General features: G+C 34.2%; 25 protein-coding genes and 1 riboswitch. Of the genes, 1 reads left to right on the top strand and 24 read right to left on the bottom strand.

Annotated features, from left to right (window positions below):
- Nucleotides 1-45: 45 nt before the first annotated feature.
- The 6 genes from thiE to LIX58_RS08505 all read right to left on the bottom strand — a co-directional run bounded on the left by thiE (nt 46) and on the right by LIX58_RS08505 (nt 4760).
- Nucleotides 46-684 carry a thiamine phosphate synthase gene (gene thiE, locus LIX58_RS08530; protein ID WP_154838242.1) on the bottom strand — a complete coding sequence of 213 codons (639 nt, stop codon included), beginning with the start codon at nt 682-684 and terminating at the stop codon, nt 46-48.
- A complete protein-coding gene (gene thiM, locus LIX58_RS08525; RefSeq protein WP_126564886.1) occupies nt 685-1476 on the bottom strand; it encodes a hydroxyethylthiazole kinase in 792 nt (263 codons plus the stop codon).
- A complete protein-coding gene (gene thiD, locus LIX58_RS08520) occupies nt 1469-2290 on the bottom strand; it encodes a bifunctional hydroxymethylpyrimidine kinase/phosphomethylpyrimidine kinase (RefSeq protein ID WP_154838240.1) in 822 nt (273 codons plus the stop codon). Before thiD ends, thiM begins: the two co-directional genes overlap by 8 nt.
- On the bottom strand, nt 2283-2972 hold the full coding sequence (gene tenA / locus LIX58_RS08515; RefSeq protein WP_154838239.1) for a thiaminase II: 690 nt from the start codon (nt 2970-2972) through the stop codon (nt 2283-2285). The genes thiD and tenA overlap by 8 nt, the downstream gene beginning before the upstream one ends.
- 80 nt (nt 2973-3052) lie before the next feature.
- Nucleotides 3053-3155: riboswitch (TPP riboswitch) on the bottom strand.
- A gap of 92 nt (nt 3156-3247) precedes the next feature.
- Nucleotides 3248-3991, bottom strand: a complete 744-nt coding sequence (locus tag LIX58_RS08510) for a transglycosylase family protein (protein ID WP_226386247.1) — start codon at nt 3989-3991, stop codon at nt 3248-3250.
- 370 nt (nt 3992-4361) lie between these two features.
- Entirely contained in the window at nt 4362-4760 is a 399-nt protein-coding gene (locus LIX58_RS08505) for a single-stranded DNA-binding protein (protein ID WP_103366337.1), read from the bottom strand.
- A gap of 185 nt (nt 4761-4945) precedes the next feature.
- On the opposite strand from LIX58_RS08505, the gene LIX58_RS08500 reads away from it, so the two are divergent.
- Complete coding sequence (locus LIX58_RS08500; protein WP_126564882.1) at nt 4946-5392, top strand: YwpF-like family protein; 447 nt, start codon at nt 4946-4948, stop codon at nt 5390-5392.
- A gap of 439 nt (nt 5393-5831) precedes the next feature.
- On the opposite strand, the gene fabZ is transcribed toward LIX58_RS08500, so the two are convergent.
- From fabZ to LIX58_RS08410, 18 genes are all read right to left on the bottom strand, one after another.
- Complete coding sequence (gene fabZ, locus LIX58_RS08495; RefSeq protein WP_103298003.1) at nt 5832-6269, bottom strand: 3-hydroxyacyl-ACP dehydratase FabZ; 438 nt, start codon at nt 6267-6269, stop codon at nt 5832-5834.
- 43 nt (nt 6270-6312) lie between these two features.
- Nucleotides 6313-7578 (bottom strand): UDP-N-acetylglucosamine 1-carboxyvinyltransferase, encoded by a 1266-nt coding sequence (murA, locus tag LIX58_RS08490; RefSeq protein ID WP_126564881.1) that lies wholly within the window; start codon nt 7576-7578, stop codon nt 6313-6315.
- A gap of 108 nt (nt 7579-7686) precedes the next feature.
- Nucleotides 7687-7917: a DUF1146 family protein gene (locus LIX58_RS08485; protein WP_126564880.1), complete on the bottom strand. Its 231-nt coding sequence runs from the start codon at nt 7915-7917 to the stop codon at nt 7687-7689.
- 128 nt (nt 7918-8045) lie between these two features.
- Entirely contained in the window at nt 8046-8447 is a 402-nt protein-coding gene (locus tag LIX58_RS08480) for a F0F1 ATP synthase subunit epsilon (RefSeq protein WP_103298000.1), read from the bottom strand.
- 21 nt (nt 8448-8468) lie between these two features.
- The gene (gene atpD / locus LIX58_RS08475) at nt 8469-9881 is read right to left on the bottom strand and encodes a F0F1 ATP synthase subunit beta (protein ID WP_154838237.1); all 1413 of its coding nucleotides are present in this window, start codon (nt 9879-9881) and stop codon (nt 8469-8471) included.
- A gap of 21 nt (nt 9882-9902) precedes the next feature.
- The gene (gene atpG, locus LIX58_RS08470; RefSeq protein WP_126564878.1) at nt 9903-10769 is read right to left on the bottom strand and encodes an ATP synthase F1 subunit gamma; all 867 of its coding nucleotides are present in this window, start codon (nt 10767-10769) and stop codon (nt 9903-9905) included.
- A gap of 31 nt (nt 10770-10800) precedes the next feature.
- Complete coding sequence (gene atpA, locus LIX58_RS08465) at nt 10801-12309, bottom strand: F0F1 ATP synthase subunit alpha (protein ID WP_126564877.1); 1509 nt, start codon at nt 12307-12309, stop codon at nt 10801-10803.
- 19 nt (nt 12310-12328) lie between these two features.
- Nucleotides 12329-12868 (bottom strand): F0F1 ATP synthase subunit delta, encoded by a 540-nt coding sequence (locus tag LIX58_RS08460; RefSeq protein ID WP_126564876.1) that lies wholly within the window; start codon nt 12866-12868, stop codon nt 12329-12331.
- Nucleotides 12868-13398 (bottom strand): F0F1 ATP synthase subunit B, encoded by a 531-nt coding sequence (locus LIX58_RS08455; RefSeq protein WP_371869282.1) that lies wholly within the window; start codon nt 13396-13398, stop codon nt 12868-12870. The genes LIX58_RS08460 and LIX58_RS08455 overlap by 1 nt, the downstream gene beginning before the upstream one ends.
- A gap of 87 nt (nt 13399-13485) precedes the next feature.
- Complete coding sequence (atpE, locus tag LIX58_RS08450) at nt 13486-13698, bottom strand: F0F1 ATP synthase subunit C (protein ID WP_002448651.1); 213 nt, start codon at nt 13696-13698, stop codon at nt 13486-13488.
- A gap of 32 nt (nt 13699-13730) precedes the next feature.
- Nucleotides 13731-14456 carry a F0F1 ATP synthase subunit A gene (gene atpB, locus LIX58_RS08445; protein WP_154838235.1) on the bottom strand — a complete coding sequence of 242 codons (726 nt, stop codon included), beginning with the start codon at nt 14454-14456 and terminating at the stop codon, nt 13731-13733.
- A gap of 27 nt (nt 14457-14483) precedes the next feature.
- The gene (locus LIX58_RS08440; protein ID WP_126564874.1) at nt 14484-14834 is read right to left on the bottom strand and encodes an ATP synthase subunit I; all 351 of its coding nucleotides are present in this window, start codon (nt 14832-14834) and stop codon (nt 14484-14486) included.
- 139 nt (nt 14835-14973) lie between these two features.
- Entirely contained in the window at nt 14974-16107 is a 1134-nt protein-coding gene (gene wecB / locus LIX58_RS08435) for a non-hydrolyzing UDP-N-acetylglucosamine 2-epimerase (protein ID WP_154838234.1), read from the bottom strand.
- A gap of 40 nt (nt 16108-16147) precedes the next feature.
- Nucleotides 16148-16777, bottom strand: coding sequence for a uracil phosphoribosyltransferase (gene upp, locus LIX58_RS08430; protein ID WP_154838233.1), 630 nt, complete (start codon nt 16775-16777; stop codon nt 16148-16150).
- Nucleotides 16778-16805: 28 nt separating this feature from the next.
- On the bottom strand, nt 16806-18044 hold the full coding sequence (gene glyA, locus LIX58_RS08425) for a serine hydroxymethyltransferase (protein WP_126564871.1): 1239 nt from the start codon (nt 18042-18044) through the stop codon (nt 16806-16808).
- 24 nt (nt 18045-18068) lie between these two features.
- Complete coding sequence (locus LIX58_RS08420) at nt 18069-18593, bottom strand: TIGR01440 family protein (protein WP_126564870.1); 525 nt, start codon at nt 18591-18593, stop codon at nt 18069-18071.
- Nucleotides 18594-18702: 109 nt separating this feature from the next.
- Complete coding sequence (locus LIX58_RS08415; RefSeq protein ID WP_126564869.1) at nt 18703-19119, bottom strand: low molecular weight protein arginine phosphatase; 417 nt, start codon at nt 19117-19119, stop codon at nt 18703-18705.
- Nucleotides 19116-20159 (bottom strand): L-threonylcarbamoyladenylate synthase, encoded by a 1044-nt coding sequence (locus LIX58_RS08410; RefSeq protein WP_126564868.1) that lies wholly within the window; start codon nt 20157-20159, stop codon nt 19116-19118. The genes LIX58_RS08415 and LIX58_RS08410 overlap by 4 nt, the downstream gene beginning before the upstream one ends.

Here is a 20159-nt window from a genome sequence, read left to right as displayed (position 1 = left end):
ATAATCAGAGTGTACTAGAAAACAAAAAAAGAAAAAAACTAATATTTATTTGAAATAACTCTTAAATTTGGTAACAGTCTTGTCAATATTATGACTTCGTGCAATTGCCGAAATAACAGAGATACCATCTGCGCCTGCTTCTGCGATTTCACCCACGTTATCTTCAGTAATACCACCGATAGCCACCATAGGTAACGATGGATTTAGCTCTTTTAATGTTTTAATCATTTCTGGTCCTACAGGCTCACTAGCATCTACTTTAGAAGGTGTAGCATACATAGGACCTACACCAATATAATCTACATGAGGTAAATCTGAATGGTTGTATTCTTCCTCATCCCCTACGCTTAAACCAATAATCTTTTTATTAAAGCGTTGAGCAAATGTAGCAACTTTAGCATCATCTTGACCGACATGTATGCCATCAGCGTCAATTTGTTCTGCTAGATCAACATCATCATTAACTAAAAATGGCACGTTATATTCACGACATAATGCGTGTAATTGTTGTGCTAATTTGACTTTATCTTCACCTATTAGTGCATTTGGCCCCTTTTCACGAAATTGGAATAAAGTAATTCCCGCTTCAAGTGCCTCTTTTAAAATCGTTTGAATATCATTATCTTCTGGCACATCTTGTGTTCCACATATAAAGTAAACATTTAAATCACTAGCTTTAAACATTTATTTCACCTCTAAACGTTTAACGTGTTGTTCATAAGTTGAATACTCTAATTGATACATTTCATCTAATAAATGAGGTAAAAATGTGCCTGGCCCTTTAACTTGTTCATCCTTTTCAGCAATTTCTGCAGCAATATTATAGAAACTTACTGCTTCTTCAAGAACTTGTAGTGAAGGATGTGTTTCTCGGAATAAGAAACTTGCTACTAAACCACCCAATAAGCATCCTGCTCCAGTTATCTTCGCTAAAAGCGGTGACCCATTTGATAACTGTACAACTTTATTATCTTGGACAATGATATCTTCTTTGCCGGTTAATACAATCGCTGTGTTTAGCTTCTCATATGCTTTCTTAGCGATAGTAATAGAATCTAGATTTGCGTCTCCATCTGTACCTTTCATTGTTGTATTCGCATCAACTAACGTTAAAATTTCTGAAGCGTTTCCTTTAATTACTGCCACTTCAACTTCAGATAAGAATTTTTGACAAAATTGTTTACGATAAGTTGAAGCTCCAACTGCTACTGGATCAAATACAATTGGCGTACCTTGTTGGTTAGCGATTTTCCCAATTTCTAGAATATCTTCTTCATTAGCTTTAGTTAATGTACCAATATTTATTAATAATGCACCTGCCACTTTATAAAACTCTTCAGCCTCTTCAGGTGCTTCACTCATTGCTGGGCTTGCGCCAATACTCAATAGACCATTAGCAGTAAAGTTTTTTACGACATCGTTGGTATAACAAACAACTAATGGATTTTCATTTCTTAATTTCTCTAAATTATTCATCATCTAATCCTACTTTCTTCATATAAGCAAAGTGGTTCACTGGACCACGACCTTGACCAATTTCAGGTGTATATTCAATACTTAGTGAAATAAATTCCTTAGCCTTTTTAACCGCTTCATAAATTGATTTACCTTTAGCAAGTTCTGCAGTTATTACTGCTGAAAATGTACAACCAGTACCGTGCGTATGTGGTGTATCAAAGCGTTTATTTTCAAATGTATAAACGTCGTCTTTAGTAAATAAGAAGTCTTTAGCGTTATTTAAATCAGCTGAATGTCCACCTTTAATCACTACACCCTTACTACCAATTTCATTAATAAAGATGTGCCCTGCTTTACGAATACTTTCTTCAGTATCAATTTTTAGACCAGTAATTTCTTCTGCTTCAGGAATATTAGGTGTTACAACGTCAGCTAATGGCAATAACGTGCTTTGTAAATGTTTTTTAGTAGCATCATCCATTAATGAATCACCACTTTTAGCTAACATAACAGGGTCTATCACGTATGGAATATCAGAATGTTGTTTTAAATATTCTTGTACAAGTTCCATTGTCTCATGCGTAGCAATCATACCTGTTTTAATTGCATGTGGTAATTCATCATCAAATACACTATCAAGTTGTTCCTTGACCCAACTTGTTTCTAAATTATGAATGTGTTGAACACCTTTAGTGTTTTGAGCCACAATACTCGTGATAGCAGCCATGCCATAGACACCACAAGCGTGAAATGATTTTAAATCTGCCATTACTCCAGCACCGCCTGATGGATCAGTGCCTGCTATTGTTAATGCAATTTTTGGTTTATTCATGTTCTTCTCCTCCAAAGTTCCATTGCTCATCTATGTAAGCCATATTAAAGAAATTACGTTCATGAATCGTACTTTGTAAGAAACTTTCTTTAATTTCTTGTTTCTCTTGATCGCTACAATTTTCAGTTAATTCATCTAACATACGATCAAAGACTTCGATTAAAGGACGCATTTCAGTACTATAAAAATCAAACCATCTAGCCGTAATGACATCTCTATTTAAATTTTGGTCTTCTAATGCCATTTTTGCTATGACTTCATAGACATATGGGCAAGGTGCCATAGCGGCAATTGTATAGGCTGCATTTTCATGAGCATAAGCATGATAATACATATGTTTGATGTAATGATCTCCACTCGGAGGCCATACTTTCTCACGAACAATTTCTTCGTACGGTTCGTTTATATAATCTGCTAAAATTTCATGTGCTTCTACTTCACCGTCTAACATAAATTCGATTTGCTCTACTAAAAATTTAACATCTGTCATAGAAGGCGCTTTAGGAATTAATAGTGCATACAAATTAGTAAATTCTTTTAGATATGAAGCATCCGCGCGTAAATATTGACGCACAGCTTGTTTAGGTAATTGACCTTTTAATAAATCTTGAATGAAACCATCTTTGTAAATTTGTTCAATAATAGGTTGTGCTGCTTCTTTTAACTCAGTTGAAAAGCTCATTATAATTCCTCCCTTAAATTAAAAAACTACATTTCAACGTATCAACGCAGAAATGTAGTCATCTTCAATAGAAGGTATGTAAAATTACATAACTACTTTCCTACGTTGGTACTAACCAAATCAGGTTATAAGGGTCTGAAAAAATCATCTCAGCCATAGTTTTTGGCTCCCCTAGTAGTTTTATTTTATTAATTTTACATTATCAAACAGTATATTATTTTTCAAATAAAAAACTGAGATGTTTCATTAATCGAAACATCTCAGTAAATATTAATTTATGCAGTTACCCATTGTGATGGGCCAGCAGTGTTGTAAAGTTTTACAGCTGCAGCATCTTGAACGTGTTCAGGTACTTGCGCTGGTGATACACCTTTATATTGAGCAGGTGCTACTGAATCCCATGTAGATTGTAAGAATTGGTATTTACCAGCTGCGCCTGAGCTTGGGTTGATAGCGTGAATATCGCCACCTGATTCACGTTGAGCAATTTGTTGTAAATGACCATTTACGTGTACTGAAGAACCATTTGAAGCTGTGTTGTTGCTTGTTGATGCTTGTTGTGGTTGTTGAGTTTGCTCAGTTTGTGGTGCTTGTTGAGTTTGAACTGGTTGTTGTTGATTAGATTGTTGTTGTGAAGCTACTGTTTCAGCTGATGTTTGGTTGTTAGAAGCTGAAGCTTGTTCACTAACATTTTGTTGTTGTGGTTGCTCAGTTTGAGTTGCTTGTGATGTTTGAGCTACTGGTGTAGATTGACCAGTTGTTTGACCTGTTTGAGCATAGTTCCAAACCCAATGCGTACCATTTGATTCAAAATGGTAAGTGAAACCATCATAATCAAATGTTATGTTATAAGCGCCTTCTTGGATAGGGCTATTATTTAATGATTGATCATTTGATTGAGCTAATTGTGCTAATTCAGCTTTATTAATTTGTGACTCACTTGCATCTGCGTGACCTGCATTACCAGCTGCTACTCCTAAGCCTACTGCTAATGTTGAAGCAATAATAGTCTTTTTCATAGTTTAAAAGTCCTCCTGTTTAATTTTTTTCCTAATCAAATTAATTACAGGTAATACTCTAACATCTGAAAAAGCGTCGCAGGTTACAGCCAAATAAAAAAAGAAGCCTCTTTTTTACATGGAAATTACAAGAAATGAGACCTTAAATTACTTCAAAATATTCATTCAACCCTTTCATGGCAGTTTTAAAGTGTTTACGTTAGCTTGTTATGTATGTAATATTCTTGAAATCTTTCAGATATTTATCTTAAAAATTAAGAACCTCTCCCCATTAATTTGAATTAATAAAGAGAGATTCTGAGTATAATTGAAAGATGTTATATATAAAATAGAGAAGATTGGAGTTAAAGTTTAGAAAGTTGATTTAATTTTAATTGATATTAATAATGTCTAAATTATCTAGGGGATAAGTGTCTTCCATAAATGAGCTATTTGAGAGAATTTCGTTGTTTTTTGATTGTGGGGACATAAATTTAATTGTTTCTACATATAATTCTGTTACAAAATGCGTTTGTCCCTCTTTTTCATACTTACGTGAACGCATTTGTCCTGTTATACCTACCAATGAACCTTGACTAGTATATTTTTCAATATTCGTTGCTGTTTTGCCAAAAGCTTTACAAAAAATATAATCACAAGCGATTTCATTATTGTCGTCTTTATAATTACGTTCAGTAGCAACACTAAAGGTAGCAATTTTCACCTCCTCTTTTTCATAGATTTGTGCATCTTTAGTCATACGACCTACGATAACTATCTTATTTAGCATGTGTCACCTCCTTCAAAAACTATCTTAATCACATTTCATATGTACGTCAAAACGCCATTTTTAATAAAAATTTACTATTTATAATCAAAATTTGTTATATTTAAAGAAAATAGTTAAAACTTGAATGTTCAATTAAATAATTTCTAATTTATTGCATATTTTCAAAATTTTTAGGATGTGATTAGGTGAAGACTTTTAAAGCGGTGCGTTTTCAAATTGTGAATGAAAATGGTGGAATTACAGAATTTGAATTAGAAGACGGCGTTATTATTAATAAAGAAAATAGTGGAACAGGTTGGTTATTAGAAGTCGTTATTTCTAATGCTCATCATGAGACTATGAAAAAATATTATGATGATCAAACGTTATTAGATATTCGTGTCGTAATTACTAGACCTTCGAATGATCCTGCTCTATTTGATGCGACAATCAAAAGTATTAAAACGTTTGATACTACCATGTCTATTGTATTCGAATGCCATATTTATACTTTACGCCAAGTATATGCCGAAAGTTTATTGGAACAATTAATTGATGAAGGCTTGTCTGGTGAAGAATTAAAAGTTACATTTAATCGTATGATGCAATCTAAACCTAAATTAAAGGAAGAAAAATTTGACAGAGACGAATAAAGATTAAGAAACTTTGAGCCTACTTTAATAGTTAAATTGAAGGTTAGTAGTAATGAGTCAAAGAAGTTCTAAAAATGGTAGCGGTTGTCTAATGGGATGTTTATCTACGATTTTTATAGTCATTTTTCTACCTATTCTATTATTACTATTACTTTAATTATGAACTACGTTTCCTTCATAGATGAATATATATTAAAAGAGGCTGAGACAAATTAAAATGTCTCAGCCTTTACTAATATATTGGCAGTAGCTGACTGGTTTGAAAATGCGCTTAAATCAAGCTTTTTCAAATCTAGTCATCCTTGCCGGGGAGCGGGGCCCCAGCACAGAGAATTTCATTAAGAAATTCCACTAATAAAGCAAGCTGGGGTTGGACGACGAAATTTATTTAATTTCTGTCCCACTCCCTTTTAACACATTTTATCTCTATCGATTATTGCTATGCATCTTGAATTGCGAAAGTAAGTTCACAACTACAAGCAAGTTGACCATCAACAGTTGCTTTCGCTGTACCTTTTCCGATTGGCCCTTTAATTTTAGTGATTTCAACTTCTAATAATAAAGTATCACCAGGTGTCACTTGTTTTTTAAAGCGACATTTATCAATACCTGCGAATAAGGCAATTTTACCTTTATTCTCTTCACTATTAAGCATAGCTACTGCGCCTGTTTGAGCTAATGCTTCAGTAATTAATACACCAGGCATTACAGCGTAGTCTGGAAAATGTCCTTGGAAAAATGGTTCATTTCCTGAAACTTGTTTTAAACCTACACAACGTTTACCTTCTTCATATTCAACCACTCGGTCAATTAATAAGAACGGTTGTCTGTGTGGGATAATTTGTTTAATTTGATTGTAATCAAAGATTGTTTCCATTTGAAACTACCTCCAGCAATAATTTATCATTTGATGTTAAAAATTAATCATTGATACGTTCAATATCTGCACCAAGTGATTTTAACTTTTCATGGAAATTAACATAACCACGATCTAAGTGTTTTAATTCAGTCACTTGAGTCGTACCATCAGCTACTAAGCCTGCTAAAATCAATGCAGCTGCTGCTCTTAAGTCAGTTGCTTTAACTTGCGCACCTTGTAATTGACTCTTACCAGCAATTTTAGCGCTTCTACCTTCTACAGTGATATTAGCATTCATTCTTCTAAATTCTGCTACGTGCATGAATCTATTTTCAAAGACAGTTTCAGTAACGACTTTATGACCTTCAGCTGTTAATAATAAAGCCATCATTTGAGATTGCATGTCAGTTGGGAAACCAGGATGAGGTAAAGTCTTAACATCTACTGGTTTTAATTCACCTTCTGCAGTTACGCGTACACCATCTTCTTGGAAATCAAGATTGACACCCATTTCTTCTAATTTGTAGATTAAGCTTGTCATGTGTTCTTTAACTGCATCACGCACAAAGACATCCCCTCTTGTAATCGCCGCAGCAATGATTAATGTACCTGCTTCGATTCTATCAGGGATAATTGAGTGTTCTACACCTTTAAGTTTTTCAACACCGTGAATAGTAATAGTATCTGTACCAGCGCCAGTAACTTTACCACCCATTTCATTAATGTAATTAGCTAAATCTACGATCTCAGGTTCTTTAGCAACATTCTCAATAACAGTCTTCCCTTTAGCTAGTGAAGCCGCCATAATAATGTTTTGAGTTGCACCTACACTTGGGAAATCTAAGTGAATATCGGCACCTTTTAACCCATCTTTAGTACTAGCATAGATATTACCGTTTTCAAGATGGATTTCTGCTCCTAACGCTTCAAATCCTTTAATATGTTGTTCAATAGGGCGTGCTCCAATTGCACAACCACCAGGTAGCGCTACAATAGCATGACCTAGACGAGCTAATAAAGGTCCCATAACTAAGACACTAGCTCTCATTTTACTTACATATTCATAAGGTGCTTCCTCATTCAATGTAGATGACGCATCTACTGTTACTGCGCCTTCTTCTTTATTGTAGTCAACTTTAGCATTTAATGTTGATAAGACATTGTTAATTGTAACGACATCGCTTAGATCTGGAACGTTAACTAGTTTACTTTGTCCTTCAGAAGCTAATAATGAAGCAGTAAGTACAGGTAATACTGCATTTTTTGCTCCTTCTACTTTAACTTCTCCAGTTAGGCGATTGCCTCCATTTATAACTATTTTATCCATTTTAATCCTCCACTTTAAACTCCAACTATTTTCATCATTTCCCTATTTCAAATTGTTTTATTTATTAATTATATCTACTTTTCAAATTAATTAACAGATATTGATTTATTAAAACAAATATTTTACTTGTGTTGAATACTGTAATAAATCAATTAAAAAGTTGCTTACTGCAGTTCCTAATAAAATTGCCATAAATATCAGGCAAACTTGAACTTGAGTAGCATAACCTTTTTTAAATAGGTTATCTAATCTAAGAGAGTTTAATGCCCAATAAGCAATACAAATACAAATGACATGTAATATTAAATGTATAACTGCAAATTGACCTATATAGTCCATAACTAACTCTCCTTAAAGATTACTGTATTATATTGTACATTAAATATGTATAGAATGATACTCAAGATAATCATTATAAACATAAAAAAAGGTTTGGAAACCAAGTCAGTTTCCAAACCTTTATCATTTTATTTTAATTCAGCTACGCGTAAGCGGTTTTCTGCTCTTGCTAATGCACGTTTAGCTCGGTTAATATCACTATTATCCTCATCTTCTAAATGTGATTGCGCTCTTTGACGAGCTAATTTAGCTCTTTCAACGTCAATTTCACTAGCAGCTTCAGCTGTTTGTACAATTACAGATACTTTTTGTTGTCTAATTTCAACAAAGCCACCACTAACAGCTATATACTCAGAACCATTTTTATAATTTACTTTAACATGGCCTGTTTTTAATGCGGCAACTGTCGGAATATGTCCACTCATGACACCCATTTCCCCAGCTGTCGTTTGAAAAACAACCAGTTCAACGTCATCTTTTTCGTAGACTGAACCATTAGGAGTGACAATATCAAGATTTAAAGTACTCATTATCTATTCCCCCTAATTAGTTTAGACTTCAACACCCATATCTTTAGCTTTAGCAATTACATCTTCCATGCTTCCTACTAAACGGAAAGCATCTTCAGGAATGTGATCATATTTACCATCTAAGATATCTTTGAAATCAGATACTGTTGTTTTAACAGGTACATAAGAACCTTTTTGACCAGTAAATTGTTCAGCTACATGGAAGTTTTGAGATAAGAAGAATTGAATTCTACGTGCACGTTCTACAGTAAGTTTATCTTCTTCAGATAACTCATCCATACCAAGAATAGCAATGATATCTTGTAATTCTCTATATTTTTGAAGTGTTGATTGAACATCACGCGCAACTTCATAGTGTTCTTGACCAACGATTGATGGTTCTAACGCTCTAGAAGTTGATGCTAATGGATCTACCGCTGGATAGATACCCATTTCTGTTAATTTACGTTCTAAGTTTGTTGTCGCATCTAAGTGTGCGAAAGCAGTTGCTGGAGCTGGGTCAGTATAGTCATCGGCTGGTACGAATACGGCTTGAATAGATGTTACAGAACCTTTATTCGTAGATGTAATACGTTCTTGTAATTGACCCATCTCAGTTGCTAATGTTGGTTGGTAACCAACGGCTGAAGGCATGCGTCCTAATAACGCTGACACTTCAGAACCAGCTTGTGTAAATCTGAAGATATTATCAATGAATAAAAGTACGTCTTGACCTTGTTCATCACGGAAATATTCCGCCATTGTTAATGCTGATAAAGCTACACGCATACGTGCACCAGGTGGCTCATTCATTTGACCGAATACCATTGCAGTCTTTTTAATTACGCCACTATCGCTCATTTCATAGTATAAGTCGTTACCTTCACGTGTACGTTCACCAACGCCCGCGAATACTGAGATACCACCATGTTCTTGAGCAATGTTGTTAATTAACTCTTGGATTAAAACGGTTTTACCTACACCGGCACCACCAAATAGACCAATTTTACCACCTTTAATGTAAGGTGCTAATAAGTCTACTACTTTAATACCAGTTTCTAAAATTTCTACTTCAGTAGATAATTCGTCAAAGTTTGGTGCTTCACGGTGAATAGGATCTCTTCTAACTGAGCTATCTAATTTATCTTCTAAATCGATAGTATCACCTAAAACATTGAATACGCGTCCTAATGTTTGTTCACCAACTGGAACACTAATGTCTTTGCCAGTATTTTGTACTTCCATACCACGTTGCACACCATCAGTTGAATCCATAGCAATTGTACGTACGACGTCATCGCCTAATTGTAAAGCAACTTCAAGTGTTAATTCAAAAGTTCCATCTTCTTTAGGGACTTCAATGATAAGGGCGTTATTAATTTCAGGTACTTCATTATGTTCAAAACGAACGTCGATTACAGGACCCATAACCTGAGTTACACGGCCATTACCCATGTTGTTTCCTCCTTTAAAATATTATTCTAACGCTGCAGAACCACCAACAATTTCAGTGATTTGTTGAGTGATTTCAGCTTGTCTTGCTCTATTGTATTGTAATGATAAATCATCAATAAGTTCAGTTGCATTATCAGAAGCATTTTTCATTGCAGTCATACGAGCTGCATGTTCACTAGCTTTAGCATCAAGAATCGTTCCGTAAATTAAACTTTCAACGTATTGTGGAAGTATAACGCTTAGGATAGATTCTTTATCTGGTTCAAATTCATATGAAGACATTTGGCCTTGGCCTTGGCTAGAATCTTCTTGAGATAATGGAAGAACTTGTTTAGTCGTCGGATTATTTTCAAGAACACTAACATAGTGACTATAATAAATCTTCAATTCATCAATATGTTCTTCACTAAATAAGTCAATGGCATATTTTGCAATAGCTTGTATTGATTTAAATGAAGGTTGATCAGGAACATCAACAAGTGAATTCTCTATTTCATAACCTCTATTTTTAAGGAAATCAACACCAGTTTGACCTAATACTATAATACTGTAATCGTCGTTACTAGAGTGTTTCTCTTTAATGTCATTGATTAATTTTTTAAGCACATTAGAACTATATGCGCCAGCTAAACCTTTATCACTTGTAATAACTAAATAACCACTACGTTGAACTTGTCTTGGTCTTAACATAGGATGGCTTGAATTTTTACTAGCACCTGCAATTGCTGTAATAGCATCTTGCATTTTTTCCATATAAGGTTCGAATTGCTTAGTATTCTTTTCAGCACGACGTAATTTTGAACTAGATACCATGTTCATTGCTTTGGTAATCTGTTTCATCTTTTTCGTCGATTTTATACGACCATCTATTTCCTTTAGAGAAGCCATTATCTCACCACCTTTTCGATTTAAAGTTTAATTATTCAGATTTACTGAAACTTTTCTTGAATTCGTTAATTACGCTATCAAATTTGTCATCAGAAGGTAAACCACCAGTTTCTCTGATTTCACCTAATAATTCAGAAGCATTTGATTTAGCCCAACTATTTAATTCATCTTCGAAACGAGTGATGTCTACTACAGGAATATCATCTAAGTATCCTTTAGTTAATGCGTAAATGATTAATACTTGGTTTTCAACTGGTAACGGTTTGTTTTGGTCTTGTTTTAAAACTTCAACAGTACGTTTACCACGTTCTAATTTTCTAGCTGTGAATTCATCTAAATCAGAACCAAATTGCGCAAATGATTCTAATTCTCTATATGAAGCAAGGTCTAAACGAAGTGTACCAGCAACTTTCTTCATAGCTTTAATTTGAGCTGAACCACCTACACGTGATACAGATTGTCCTGCATTAATCGCTGGTCGAACACCTGAGAAGAATAAATCAGATTGTAAGAAAATTTGTCCATCTGTAATTGAAATTACGTTAGTTGGAACGTAAGCTGAAATATCTCCCGCTTGTGTTTCGATGATTGGTAAGGCAGTAATAGATCCGCCACCTAATGAATCGTTTAATTTCGCTGCTCTTTCTAATAATCTACTATGTAAGTAGAATACGTCACCAGGATAAGCTTCACGGCCTGGAGGTCTACGTAATAATAATGATAATTCACGATAAGCGGCAGCTTGTTTAGTTAAATCATCATAAATAATAAGTACATGTTTACCATTAAACATGAATTCTTCACCCATTGTTACACCTGAGTATGGTGCAATATATAACAATGGTGATGGTTCAGACGCTGACGCTGATACTACGATTGTATAATCTAATGCACCAGCTTGACGTAATTTTTCTACATTAGCACGTACTGTTGATTCTTTTTGACCAATAGCTACGTAGATACAAATAGTGTCTAAACCTTTTTGGTTTAAGATTGTATCGATACCAATTGTAGTTTTACCTGTTTGTCTATCACCGATAATTAACTCACGTTGTCCACGTCCAATTGGTACTAAGGCATCAATCGCTTTAATACCAGTTTGTAATGGTTCATCAACTGATTTACGAGCCATTACACCTGTAGCTTTTTGTTCAACAGGACGTGTTTTAGTCGTATTAATTGGACCTTGACCATCAATAGGTTGGCCTAGTGGGTTAACCACACGTCCAATAAGTTCTTCACCTACTGGAACTTCCATAATACGACCAGTACGTTTTACTTCGTCACCTTCAGTAATTTCACTGTAAGGTCCTAAAATAACTACACCCACATTTGATTCTTCAAGGTTTTGTGCTAAACCAAGAACACCATTAGGGAACTCTACAAGCTCACCAGCCATACAGTCATTTAATCCGTGAATTAATGCGATACCATCACCGATTTGAAGTACAGTACCAACATCAGTTACAGACATCTCAGACTCATAATTTTCAATTTGTGAGCGAAGTAATGCACTGATTTCTTCAGCTTTTATGGCCATCTATGTCACTCCTCTTATTTTAGTTAACTCTTCTAAATTTACGTTCAATTTGTTCTAAGTCGTTCTTAACACTGCCATCTAATACAGTTGTGCCTACTTTAACTCTGAAACCACCAATTAAATCAGGGTTAATTTTCGTAATAATATGTACATTTGACAACTTAGTTTGGTTAATAATTAGATTTCTAATTCTTTCTAGTTCTTCTTCAGTTAATTGATATACTGACTCTACTATTGCCGTATCTTGATTATAATGGGCATTATAAAAGTCATTAAATTCTTTGAAGATAGAATTAATTAACGCTAAATGACGGTTATTTGCTAAAATCATTAACATATTTTTTAAGTAATAATTTGCCTCACCGAATACAATTCCTACAAATTTACGTCTTTCAGAAGCAGGTTTGCTAGGATTTGAATCAATAGCTTTTAATTCTTGTTGATATTGTTGTGTAGCATCATTTACTACTTTTAACTCTTCATACATTAAATCTAATCTATCTTTATCAATAGAAACATCAAATAATGCTTTAGCATATTTTTTTGCTACATCTGCCATTATTTATCGCCTGCCTCTTTAAGATACTTATCAACTAATGCTTTCTGATCTTGTTCAGAAATTTCTTTTTGAAGTACTTTAGAAGCAATCAATACTGATAGTTCAGAAACTTGATTATTAATATCTGCAAGTGCGCGTTCTTTTTCACTATTAATTTCACTTTGAGCAGTTTCAATCATACCATTTGCACGAACGTTAGCTTCATGAATGATTTCTTCATGTTGTTTACGAGCTTGAACTCTAGCGTCTTCAAGGATACGTTGAACTTCATCTTGTGTTTCTTTAAGTGTCTTTCTATTTTCTTCTTCAAGTTTTTGTGCATTAAGTTTTGCTTCTTCCGCTTCGTCGATATCTCTATTAATATCTCTTTCACGTTGATCCATTACTTCTTTTAATGGACCCCAAGCAAATTTTTTCAATAATGCTAAGAGGATAACAAATGTTACTACAGTAACAATAACTGTTCCCCACTCAACACCACCGGCTGCTGCACCCAAAACATATGAATTGGCTAATGCATTCACTGGCATTCGACACTCCTTTCATTATTAATCATCATATTTGCATTAAATAAAACGAACGGCGAAGATCAAAGAGACTTCGCCTCAAAACATTTCTTATCTGAAAAGAGTCATGAATGAAATTACAACACCGATGATTGGTAATGCCTCAACTAAACCAATACCAATGAACATAATACTCATTAATTGACCACGTGCTTCTGGTTGACGTGCTACACCTTCAACTGTTCTAGAAACGATAAGACCGTTACCGATACCTGCACCTAGTGCTGATAAACCGATTGCAATTGCTGCTGCGATTAAACCCATATTAATATTTCCTCCTAAAATTTTTATTTAAATTAATGTGCGTCCGTTACTTTATGGGACATATAAACCATTGAAAGCATAATAAAGATATATGCTTGGATAGAACCAACAAAGATTGAGAAACCTTGCCATACAATTAAACCTGGAATACTAATTATCCAGCCCCATCCATTTTGGAAGAACAGACCAGCTAATAGTGATAATAATAGTTCACCGGCAAATATATTACCGTATAAACGTAGACCAAGCGTTAATGTAGAAGAGAATTCCTCAAATACATTAATGATAGCTAATGGCCAGAACGGTTTAAAGTAATTACCTATGTAAGCTTTCGTACCGCGCATTTTCACACCATAGTAATGTGTTAATAAAATCATTGTTGTTGACAATGTTAATGTCACAGTAGCATCAGCTGTTGGTGATTTCCACCATAAGTAATGATCTTTTGTCACTATAGCAAATGGTAAGCCTAGCATATTGGCTACAAAGATAAATAAAATCAATGTTACTGCTAAGAAGTGAAATTGACCACCTTTATTCCAAGCCATGTTACTCTCAATGATGCTTCTTACAAAATCAAAGACCCATTCAATAAAGTTCTGTTTACCTGTAGGTCTTTTCTTTAGATTACGCGTACAAATAATAGCTATTAAAAAAACAATAATTGCAGTAATAACTAACATCAAGATACTTGATAAGTTGAAAACGATATCAAAACCAAATACATTCCAACTTCTGAGTGGGGATTTGTGATCCATGTACTCACCTCTTTCTTTTCGAAAATTTTACTCCCTTTGTAATAAAGGACGTATGATGATTAGTACATAAGAAATCATAAGGCCTATCATTATTCCTATAATGTTTACATACTCTTTAAAGAAAAACCAAATCAAGCACGCAACAATAGCGACTAAATACCTCCAGATATTGCCCGTAGAAATATGTATATTATCTGGTTGCTTTGCCCGAGATAAATAAAATTCAAAGATATATGTATTAATTAAAGCGCCAAACGTTCCTATTATTAATCCTAAAGTAAAAGGATTAGGTTTAATAATGTACAAAACACTTAACAAAATTAAAAAATAGATATAATATTGAATGAATTGTTTGAAAATAATACTAAAACGCTTCATTCATAGTGCCTCCAAAATTACTTATGAGTATCATGTAAACCGTTCCACTCATACAATTTTAATAATAATATAGCGTATATATCGTGTCAATTCTATTCAAATTGTTGTAAAAAATCCATACAATTTTGTCACAAAATATTCACATTTTAAATTCTTTTGGTTTTTCAATAATTAAACCAAAATAGTATTTTATACTTTCACATATTCTTAATGACGCCATTCCATCTCCATAAGGATTTTGTATTGATGCCATTTTTTTATATGCTGTTGAGTCATCTAAAAGCGTTTTTATTTCAGTATAAACATTATCTTCTTCCGTGCCTATCACTTTTAACGTTCCAGCTGCCACCCCTTCAGGTCGCTCTGTAACATCTCTTAGTACTAAGACCGGTTTATTTAACGAAGGTGCTTCCTCTTGAACACCGCCAGAATCCGTTAATATGAAATGTGCCTTATTGGCAAAGTTGTGGAAATCTATCACATCTAAGGGCTCTATTCTTTCCACTTGCGTTTGGTCACTAAAATATTCACTAGCTAAATCTCTAACTTTTGGATTCAAATGCTGAGGATAAACTACTACTACATCCTCATATTCACTAACAATTCTATTTATCGCTTTGAAAACATTTCTCATAGGAAGACCTATATTTTCTCTACGATGCATTGTTAATAAAATTATTTTTTTATTCTCGTGCTTATTTAAAATATCTGACATGTAGTCATTTTTAATCGTAAGATTCAACGTATCAATAGCTGTATTTCCAGTTACAACGATAGAATCTCTATCTTTTTGTTCTTTGATTAAATTTTCAGCCGCATTTATTGTAGGTGCAAAATGCAAGTCGGCAATATTACTTACCATTTGTCGATTAATTTCTTCGGGAAATGGCGCATATTTATCGCCAGTTCTCAACCCTGCTTCTACATGACCTACAGCTATTTGATTATAAAAAGCAGCTAAAGCACCAGAAAATGTAGTAGTAGTATCTCCATGCACAAGTACCATATCTGGTTGTTCATCTTTGATGATATTTTCAAGTTGTATCATAGCGCTAGACGTAATTTCAGATAATGTTTGATTTTCTTTCATGATATTCAAATCATAGTGTGGTTGGATGTTAAATGTTTTTAAAACTGAATCTAACATTTCTCGATGTTGAGCAGTTACAACAATCATTGGCTCTAATTCGTCGTCATTTTCAAGTGCTTTAACTAAGGGTGCCATTTTAATCGCTTCTGGTCTTGTACCAAAGACTGTCATAATTTTTTTCATATTATTTACTCCTACAACGAACTAACTTTAAACTTCTCAACTACTTAGTACCAAATAGTCTATCCCCAGCATCACCTAAACCAGGTGTGATGTATGCTTTATCATTTAATTTTTCATCTAAAGCAGCTATAAAAATATCTACATCATCGTGCGCTTCTTGCATTTTTTCAACGCCTTCAGGAGCTGCGATTAAACACATAAATCTAATATTTTTAGCGCCACGTTTTTTCAATGAATTAATTGCTTCGATAGCAGATGCCCCTGTTGCTAACATAGGATCTACAACTATAATTTGTCTTTCATCAATATCTTGAGGTAACTTCACGAAATATTCAACAGCTTTTAATGTTTCAGGATCACGGTATAATCCGATGTGACCTACACGTGCTGCTGGAACTAAGCTTAATACACCATCAGTCATTCCTAAACCTGCTCTTAAAATAGGTACGATAGCTAATTTTTTACCTGCTAATCTTTTCGCTGTCATTTTAGTAACTGGTGTTTGAATTTCGACATCTTGAAGTTCTAAATCTCTTGTTACTTCATAAGCCATTAACATACCTACTTCATCAACAAGCTCTCTAAATTCTTTTGTTCCTGTATTCATATCACGAATATAACTTAATTTGTGTTGAATTAAAGGGTGATCAAATACGTGTACTTTACTCATTATCTATTTCCTCCAGTTTAATTAAAAATTACTCATATAGTGGATACTTTGTTGTTAATTTACTTACTCTTTCACTTGCTTCTTTTAATTTAGCTTGATCTTTAGGATTTTTAAGCGCTAAGCTAATAATTTTCCCTACTTCTTTGAATGCTTCTTCATCAAAGCCTCTAGTAGTGGCTGCAGGTGTACCTAAACGAATACCACTTGTAACGAATGGTTTTTCCTGGTCGAAAGGAATAGTGTTTTTATTACAAGTAATGCCAATTGAATCTAGTGTAGATTCGGCTTCTTTACCTGTCACATTCACTGAGTTTTTAACGTCAACAGCTATTAAATGATTGTCTGTACCACCAGAAACGATTCTAAAGCCTTCTTCTTGTAGCGTCTCTGCTAAAACTTTAGCATTTTTAACTACTTGTTCTTGGTACGCTCTAAATTCTGGTTCTAAGGCTTCACCAAAAGCAACGGCTTTAGCAGCAATCACATGTTCTAATGGACCACCTTGAATGCCTGGGAAGATTGTTTTGTCTATATCTTTTTTATATTCTTCTTTGCACAGGATTAATCCACCACGTGGTCCTCTCAAAGTTTTATGAGTTGTACTTGTAACGAAGTCTGCATATTCTACTGGATTAGGATGTAAACCTGCTGCTACCAAACCAGCGATATGCGCCATATCTACCATTAATTTTGCGCCTACTTCATCAGCGATTTCTTTGAACTTTTTAAAATCAAGTTCTCTTGAATATGCAGAAGTACCAGCCACAATTAATTTAGGTTTATGCTCAAGTGCTAATTTACGAACTGCTTCATAGTCAATCTTCTCTGTTTCTTTATCCACTTCATAATCAACAAAATTATAAAATTTACCACTAAAGTTAACAGGCGAACCATGCGTTAAATGACCACCATGGCTTAAATTCATTCCTAATACAGTATCACCCATTTCAAGTGCTACTAAATAAACAGCCATGTTAGCTTGTGAACCAGAATGAGGTTGAACATTAGCATGTTCAGCACCAAATAATGCTTTAACACGTTCGATAGCAATTGTCTCAGTCACATCTACATAATCACATCCACCATAATAACGACGTCCAGGATAACCTTCCGCATACTTATTCGTCATTACAGAACCTTGAGCTTCCATAACAGCTTCAGAAACAAAATTCTCAGATGCAATTAATTCGATGTTATTATTTTGTCTATTATATTCATTTTGAATCGCTTCATAGACAGCTTTATCTTGATTTTGGATATATGACATTAAAATCCCCTCTTCCTTTCAAACCTATTCGTATTTAGCTCGTTCACCACCGATTTTTTTAGGTCTTGAAGTAGCAATTGTTACTATTGCTTCTCCAACTTTTTTGACACTAGTTCTAATCGGTACACAAACATGTTTAATATGCATGCCAATTAATGTTTGGCCAATATCAATACCTTTAGGAACAGTAATATGCTCTACAACTACTGGATCTTTCATGTGTCGATAAGCATAAGTTGCTAGACTCCCACCTGCATGAACATCTGGTACGACTGTCACTTCTTCCATTGTTAAAGGATTAAATTGTTCTCTTTCAATTGTGACCGCTCTATTAATATGTTCACAACCTTGAAATGCAAATGATACACCTGTTTCTTGTTGTACCTTTTCTAAGGTAGTGAAAATATCTTTAGCTACGTCCATTGAACCTACAGAACCTATTTTTTCTCCTATAACTTCAGATGTTGAACAACCAATGATGCATATTTCACCTTTTTTAAAGAATGATTGTGCTTTCAATTCATCTAATAAAGTTGTAAGTTCTTGCATAGAAATCTCCACCTTACTTACATAATTAAAAGAAGCATAGCAAACTAGCTATACTTCTTCATTATAACGTATTTAATTCATAACTTATACTAAATGTAATATTTTCGTTTTATGAAAAGCCTTGCAATTTGTGGATGAGACTATAAAGTTGATTAAAAGTATATCGGTACGTATCAATACTGCCACCAAATGGATCGTCCACTTCTTCATTTTCCCCAACATATTCACTTAAAGTATAAACAGGAATGTTTTCACCGTATGCATTGATAAGTTGTGCTTTATGAGACTGCGTCATTGTTAAAATTAAATCACTGTCAAGATCACTCTCACTGAATTGCTGTGCTGAAGTTGGCTCTGGTAAATCATGTTCTAAAATAACTTCTAGAGACTCTGGTGTCACTGATTGGCCATTTACAGCAAATAACCCTCTCGATTCAATCGTATCGTTTGGAAGTATTGTTTTACCTATGCTTTCTGCAATAGGACTACGACATGTATTACCCGTACATACAAATATTATTTTCATAACTCTTCACCTCTAATGATACGATTAGCAGTTGCTTTGGACATTCGATTCATCACGGCTTCCGCGGATTCTGCATTTTCAAAAGCATAGATATATGCTTCATTAATCATTTCATTCTTGTCAATATCATGCAAAATGGCATATAAATTATGATTTGCTCCTTTAATATCATCTTCATCTTGACATAAAGGAATAAACCATGAGCTATCAGGAACAAGTGACTGTAAACTTTCTGGCACAATAAAAGCAGCATTTGACCAATCTTTATGATTTGCAATAGGATTGGTTAAATCTTTTAGCATCGTTACTGGTGTTTCTGGTGAATAATGTTTATATTTCATACCCGGAGCAATGGGTTTTTCGACATTATTATAATTAAAATGCTCGACACTACCAGGAAGCACCTCATTCAACATGGTTTGAGTAATGGCGCCTGGACGAGCGATTCTAAAGGGATATTGCGTACAATCAAGCACGGTACTTTCTAAGCCTTCTTCACTTTGATCCCCGTTGACAATGCCGTCAATTTTACCATTTAAATCATGATAGACATGTTGAAACGTTGTAGGTGATGGACGTCCACTTAAATTTGCACTTGGTGCAGCTATAGGTAAGTTTACATATTGTAAAATAGCGCGTCCTAACGTGTGACTCGGCATACGCACTGCAATTGAATCTAGACCACCGCTCACTTTATCACACAGGTAACCTTTTTTTAGAGGTAAGATAAATGAAATCGGTCCAGGCCAAAAGGCATTCATTAGTACTTTGGCTTCATTAGGTATATGAGTAACAAACTCATTTAATTGTTCTAAACTATGAATATGCACGATTAAAGGATTGTCAGAGGGACGTCCTTTGGCTTTATAAATATTAGAAACCGCTTCTTCATCTTTTGCATTTGCACCAAGACCATATACAGTTTCAGTAGGAATAGCGATTAAGCCACCTTGTTCAAATATTGTTTTTATTTCATTCATTTTAGGAAATGATAGTGGCGCTTCACTATAGTTGCGCATATCCCATATTTTACTCTCCAT

The organism is Staphylococcus sp. Marseille-Q1834, assembly GCF_916858875.1.
Classification (GTDB): domain Bacteria; phylum Bacillota; class Bacilli; order Staphylococcales; family Staphylococcaceae; genus Staphylococcus; species Staphylococcus pragensis.
This window is presented reverse-complemented; position numbering and strand designations above follow the sequence as displayed.